This is a genomic window from Streptomyces silaceus, from assembly GCF_001419745.1.
Classification (GTDB): Bacteria; Actinomycetota; Actinomycetes; order Streptomycetales; family Streptomycetaceae; genus Streptomyces; species Streptomyces silaceus.
The window spans coordinates 1-5139 of the sequence record NZ_LIRJ01000569.1 but is presented as its reverse complement, the minus strand read 5'-3'; the positions used below and the strand labels follow the sequence as shown (position 1 = coordinate 5139).

The following is a 5139-nucleotide window of genomic DNA, read 5'->3' as shown; positions in this document are numbered from 1 at the left end:
GTCCCAGGTGCGGCCGCCGTCGTAGGAGGAGCGGATCTGCATCGTGCGGCGCCGGTCGGGGTCGCCGGGGCAGGCGAGCAGCATCCGCCGCCCGAACTGGAGGGTGGAGCCCTGTACTTGAGGGGTGTAGAGGTCGGGGATCGCCCGGAAGGGCGCGGCGAAGGAGTCACCGCCGTCGCGGCTGACCGCGTGCGTGCGGTGGCCCAGATCGGTGCCGTCCTGCTCGCGCCCGCTCACGTACACGGCGCCGTCGGGCCGCTCGGTGACCGTCATCTCGGAGGGCTTCTGGCGGAACGTGCCGTCGGCGGCGATCGGGTACGAGTCCGTCGCGCCGATCCGCCAGCGGTCGCCGCCGTCGTCGCTCACGATCAGCGCGGCGTGGTTGGCGGTGACCCGACTGCCGTCCCACGTCTCGGCGTTGACCGCGAAGACGAGCCGTCCCGCGTGCCGGCCGCGGGTCAGCTGGACGCCGTGCACCGGTCCCGTCGCGTACCAGGAGTTCCAGTCGTCGGGCAGGATCTCGTCGCTCAGGTCGCGCGGCTCGGACCAGCTGCGGCCGTCGTCGTCGCTGTACTGGAGGTGGGGCGTGCGGTCGCACGGCACGTCGCAGTTCTTGCCGTCCGTGCGGCCGGTGTTGTACGTCTCCGCGAGCAGGACGCGGCCGGTCTCGCGGTCCACGACCGGCGCGGGGTTGCCGTGGGTGTCGCCGGCGCCTTCGTTGATCACCTGGAGCGGCCCCCAGGTGCGGCCGCCGTCGTGCGACCGCTTGAGCACAAGGTCGATGTCGCCGGCGTCGCTGCAGTCGTTGACCCGGCCCTCGGCGAAGGCGAGCAGCGTGCCCTTGACCGTCTTCACCACGGCCGGGATGCGGAAGCAGGCGTACCCGGGGTCCTGGGAGGCCTTGAAGAGGACCTGCTGCTCGAACGGCGGGGCCTGCGGCGACGGCGCGGCCTGCGCCTGCGTCGCGGGCGCGGGGAGCAGGGCGCCCAGGGCCGCCGCGGTCAGGGCCGCGACGGCGGTGCGGAGGGATCTGCGGCGTACACGGAGACTCGATGGCATGGTGCGGCCCGCCTTTCTGGCGACGGCGACTCATGGCGAAACGGCTCATGACGATCACGACCCGGGGCGCGGGAGGACCGGACATCCTGACATCCCACGTCCAACGTGCGCGCCACAGACGCTACTTGGGGCGTCAGGACCCCACAAGGACCCGTGCGTCAGGGGATCAGTACGACCTTGCCGAGGTTGCCGCGCGACTCGACGACCTCGTGCGCCCTCGCCGCGTCCTCCAGCGCGAACTCCGCGTGCACGGCGGGCCGCAGCGCCCCCTCGGCGAACAGCCGCCACAGCTCCTGCCGCCAGGCCTCGTACACCTTCGACCTGCCGCGCGCGATGAGCGCCATCTGGAAGCCGACGACCGCCTTCGCGCCGACGAGCAGGTCGTACGCCGCCACGGTGCCGCCGCCCGAGCTGTAGGCCACCAGGCGGCCGTGCGGGGCGAGGGCGCGCACGGCGGGCGTGAGCAGCTCGCCGCCGACCGCGTCCAGGGCGTAGTCGACGGGCTCGCCCCACTCCTCGCGGTCGTACGGGACGACCTCGTCGGCGCCGAGCCCGCGCACGAAGTCCGCCTTGGCGGGGTCGGACACGGCGCCGACGACGCGCACGGCGCCGTGCAGCCGCGCGAGTTGCACGGCGAGATGGCCGACCCCGCTCGCCGCGGCGGTGACCAGCGCCGCCTCGCCGGGCGCGGGCCGCGCGGCGTCCAGGGCGCCGCGGGCGACGAGGCCGGAGCGGACCAGGGCGACCGCGTCCACGGCGCCCGCGCCGGCCGGGACGGGCGAGGCCATCGCGGTGGAGAGCAGGGCGTACTCGGCGTACCCGTGGCCGAACACGAGCCCCGTGACGCGGTCGCCCGGCGCGTGACCGGTGACGCCCGCGCCGAGCGCGACGATCCGCCCGGCGATCTCGCCGCCGAGGGCGATCGGCGCGCGGTCCTCGCGGACCTTGCGGACGACGGGCAGCGTCACGCCGACCGCCTCGACGCGTACGAGGAGCTCGCCGGGGCCGGGCTCGGGGACGGGCGCGTCCTCCAGGAAGAGGACCTCGGGACCGCCGCTGCGTGCGTAGCGGACACGACGCATCCGCACCACCTCCGTAGGGAGCTCGTTCATGAGCGAAGAAATCATTGGGAGTGCCAACGATATGTCTCACCGTAGAGGTGATTCATTGGGAAGTCCAATGACTATTGGCTAGGCTTCCCCCATGGCCACGACACCGCCCGCACCCCGCACCATCCGCACCCTGCCCAGCTGGCTGCTCGGCCGTGCCGCCGCCCGCGGCCGCGGCCTGGTCGCCGAGGCGCTGGCCCGCGAGGGCCTGAAGATGTGGCACCACGTGGTCCTGTCCGCCGTCGCGGACCTCGGCCCCGTCGCCCAGGCGGAACTGGGCCGCAGTGTCTCGCTCGACCCCAAGGACATGGTCGGCGTCATCAACGACCTCCAGGCCGGGGGCCTCGTCGACCGCGCCCCGGACCCCACGGACCGCCGCAAGAACGCGATCACGATCACGCCCGAGGGGAAGCGGCTGGTGGCGCGCTGCGCCGAGGCGGCCGCGCACGCCAACGACGCGCTCCTCGCGCCGCTGACGGCGGCCGAGCGGGAGCGGTTCCTGGAGATGCTGACGCGGATCTCCGGGGTCGGGGACGACGGGCCGGAGTCCTAGCCGGCAGGGGCCCGACCGGCGCAGGGGGCGCTCCCCGCCGGCCGGGGCGCCGCCGCCGTGCGGCGGGCGGTCCGGGTCAGCCCTGGGCGGCCGCGGCCCGCAGGGCGACGCGGTGCTCGCCCGCGTACACGTTCATGGAGGAGCCGCGCAGGAAGCCGACGAGCGTGAGGCCCGTCTCGGCGGCCAGGTCGACGGCGAGCGAGGACGGCGCGGAGACCGCGGCGAGCACCGGGATGCCCGCCATCACCGCCTTCTGGGCGAGCTCGAAGGAGGCGCGCCCCGAGACGAGCAGGATCGCGCGGGACAGCGGGAGTCCGCCGTTCTGCAGGGCGCGCCCGACCAGCTTGTCCACGGCGTTGTGCCGCCCCACGTCCTCCCTTATGTCGAGCAGTTCGCCCGTCTCGGAGAACAGCGCCGCGGCGTGCAGGCCCCCGGTGCGGTCGAAGACCCGCTGGTCCGCGCGGAGCCGGTCGGGGAGGCTCGCGAGCAGTTCGGTGCCGACCCGGAGCGGGGGAGTGTCGGCGATCGGGAAGCGGGCCGTGGTGCGGACCGCGTCCAGGCTCGCCTTGCCGCACAGGCCGCACGACGAGGTCGTGTAGACGTTGCGCTCCAGCGTGATGTCGGGCAGGACGACGCCGGGCGCCGTGCGCACGTCCACCACGTTGTACGTGTTCGAACCGTCCTGGGTGGCGCCCGCGCAGTACACGATGTTCTGCAGGTCCTGTGCGCTCCCGAGGACCCCCTCGCTCACCAGGAAGCCCGCCGCGAGCGCGAAGTCGTCGCCCGGGGTGCGCATGGTGATGGCGAGGGGCTTGCCGTTGAGCCGGATCTCCAGGGGTTCCTCGGCGACGAGCGTGTCGGGCCGCTCCGAGACGTGCCCGTCCCGGATCCGGATCACCTTGCGTCGTTCCGTGACTCGTCCCATGTCTTGATCAGTCCCGGTTCTGTACGTGCTGGTAGCCGAAGCGGCCCTTGATGCAGAGGTTGCCGTGGGTCACCGGGTTGTCGTGCGGCGAGGTGACCTTGACGATCTCATTGTCCTGCACGTGCAGCGTCAGGTTGCAGCCGACTCCGCAGTACGCGCACACCGTCGTCGTCTCGGACTGCGCCGACTCGTCCCAGGTCCCTGCCGCCCGCATGTCGAACTCCGACTTGAAGCTGAGCGCGCCCGTCGGGCAGACCTCGATGCAGTTGCCGCAGTACACGCACGCCGAGTCCGTCAGCGGCGCGTCGTGCTCGACGGCGATACGGGCGTCGAAACCGCGCCCCGCGACGGAGATCGCGAACGTGTTCTGCCACTGCTCGCCGCAGGCGTCGACGCACTTGTAGCAGAGGATGCACTTGTCGTAGTCGCGCACGTAGAGGTCGTTGTCGACCCGCGGCTCCTCGTTCAGGCGGGCCGCGCCGGGGCCGAAGCGGTCGGGCTTCGCCTCGTACTCCTTGAGCCACCCCGCCACCTCCGGTGTGGTCGACAAGTCGACCGAGGAGGCGAGGAGTTCGAGGACCAGCCTGCGGCTGTGGCGGGTGCGGTCGGTGTCCGTGCGGACGTCCATGCCGGGCTCGGCGCGCCGGGAACAGGCGGGCGCGAGCGTCCGGGCGCCCTCCACCTCCACGACGCACACCCGGCAGGCGTTCTTGGGCGTGAGCGTGTCGCCCGCGCAGAGGGTGGGGACGTCCTTGCCCGCGGCACGGCACGCGTCGAGGATCGTGGCTCCCTCCGGGACCCGGGCCTCCTCGCCGTCCAGGGTGAACTCGACGAGACGGCGGGGCGGCTGAAGCGGGATCGCGGTCATGCGGGGGTCGCCTCCCTGCGGCGGTTCGCGGTCATGCGGCGGTCGCCTCCCTCGGACGGTTCGCGGTCATTCGTACGCCCCCAAGCGGTCGATGGCGGACTCCACGGCGTTCCACGCGGTCTGCCCCAGACCGCAGATCGAGGCGTCCCGCATGGCCCGCCCCACGTCCCGCAGCAGCGCGATGTCGCCGGCGGCGTCGGCACCGGTCCGCTCGGTGATGCGGCGCAGGGCCTCCTCCTGGCGGACGGTACCGACCCGGCAGGGCACGCACTGGCCGCAGGACTCCTCACGGAAGAACTCCGCGATGCGCAGCAGGACGCGCGGGAGCGGCACGCTGTCGTCGAGGGCGAGCACGGCGCCGGAGCCGAGCGTGGTCCCGGCCTCCCGGGTGCCCTCGAAGGTGAGCGGGATGTCGAGCTCGTCGGGCCGCACGAACCCGCCGGCGGCCCCGCCGAGCAGCACGGCCCGCAGCCGGTCGCCCGCCCCCGCGAGGGCGAGCAGTTCCCCGAGCGTCGCCCCGAAGGGCAGTTCGTAGACCCCGGGCCGGGCCACGGCGCCGGAGACGCAGAAGAGCTTGGGCCCGGTGGACCGCTCCGTGCCGATGGCCGCGTACGCGGCGGCACCC

6 protein-coding genes are annotated in these 5139 nt (G+C 73.5%); 1 reads left to right on the top strand and 5 read right to left on the bottom strand.

Annotated features, from left to right (window positions below; genetic code table 11):
* On the bottom strand, positions 1-1059 hold a 1059-nt coding region (locus tag AOK22_RS36810), incomplete at its 3' end, for a sialidase family protein (RefSeq protein WP_167357932.1).
* A 158-nt stretch (positions 1060-1217) separates the two neighbouring features.
* The gene (locus AOK22_RS36805; RefSeq protein WP_055703015.1) at positions 1218-2141 is read right to left on the bottom strand and encodes a quinone oxidoreductase family protein; all 924 of its coding nucleotides are present in this window, start codon (positions 2139-2141) and stop codon (positions 1218-1220) included.
* A 121-nt stretch (positions 2142-2262) separates the two neighbouring features.
* Here AOK22_RS36805 and AOK22_RS36800 point away from each other — a divergent pair, with 121 nt between their 5' ends.
* Positions 2263-2721 (top strand): MarR family winged helix-turn-helix transcriptional regulator, encoded by a 459-nt coding sequence (locus tag AOK22_RS36800; RefSeq protein ID WP_055703014.1) that lies wholly within the window; start codon positions 2263-2265, stop codon positions 2719-2721.
* 76 nt (positions 2722-2797) lie between these two features.
* Here AOK22_RS36800 and fdhD read toward each other — a convergent pair whose 3' ends face one another.
* The 3 genes from fdhD to AOK22_RS36785 all read right to left on the bottom strand — a co-directional run.
* Positions 2798-3646 (bottom strand): formate dehydrogenase accessory sulfurtransferase FdhD, encoded by an 849-nt coding sequence (gene fdhD, locus AOK22_RS36795; protein WP_055703013.1) that lies wholly within the window; start codon positions 3644-3646, stop codon positions 2798-2800.
* 7 nt (positions 3647-3653) lie between these two features.
* Complete coding sequence (locus AOK22_RS36790; RefSeq protein WP_055703012.1) at positions 3654-4514, bottom strand: 2Fe-2S iron-sulfur cluster-binding protein; 861 nt, start codon at positions 4512-4514, stop codon at positions 3654-3656.
* A 66-nt stretch (positions 4515-4580) separates the two neighbouring features.
* Positions 4581-5139: NADH-ubiquinone oxidoreductase-F iron-sulfur binding region domain-containing protein (locus AOK22_RS36785; RefSeq protein ID WP_208606497.1), on the bottom strand; the 559-nt coding region annotated here is incomplete at its 5' end.

Coding starts and splice junctions, on each gene's coding strand:
- fdhD (WP_055703013.1), bottom strand. CDS start 3,646: ATGGGACGAGTCACGGAACGACGCAAGGTGATCCGGATCCGGGACGGG.
- AOK22_RS36790 (WP_055703012.1), bottom strand. CDS start 4,514: ATGACCGCGATCCCGCTTCAGCCGCCCCGCCGTCTCGTCGAGTTCACC.
- AOK22_RS36800 (WP_055703014.1), top strand. CDS start 2,263: ATGGCCACGACACCGCCCGCACCCCGCACCATCCGCACCCTGCCCAGC.
- AOK22_RS36805 (WP_055703015.1), bottom strand. CDS start 2,141: ATGCGTCGTGTCCGCTACGCACGCAGCGGCGGTCCCGAGGTCCTCTTC.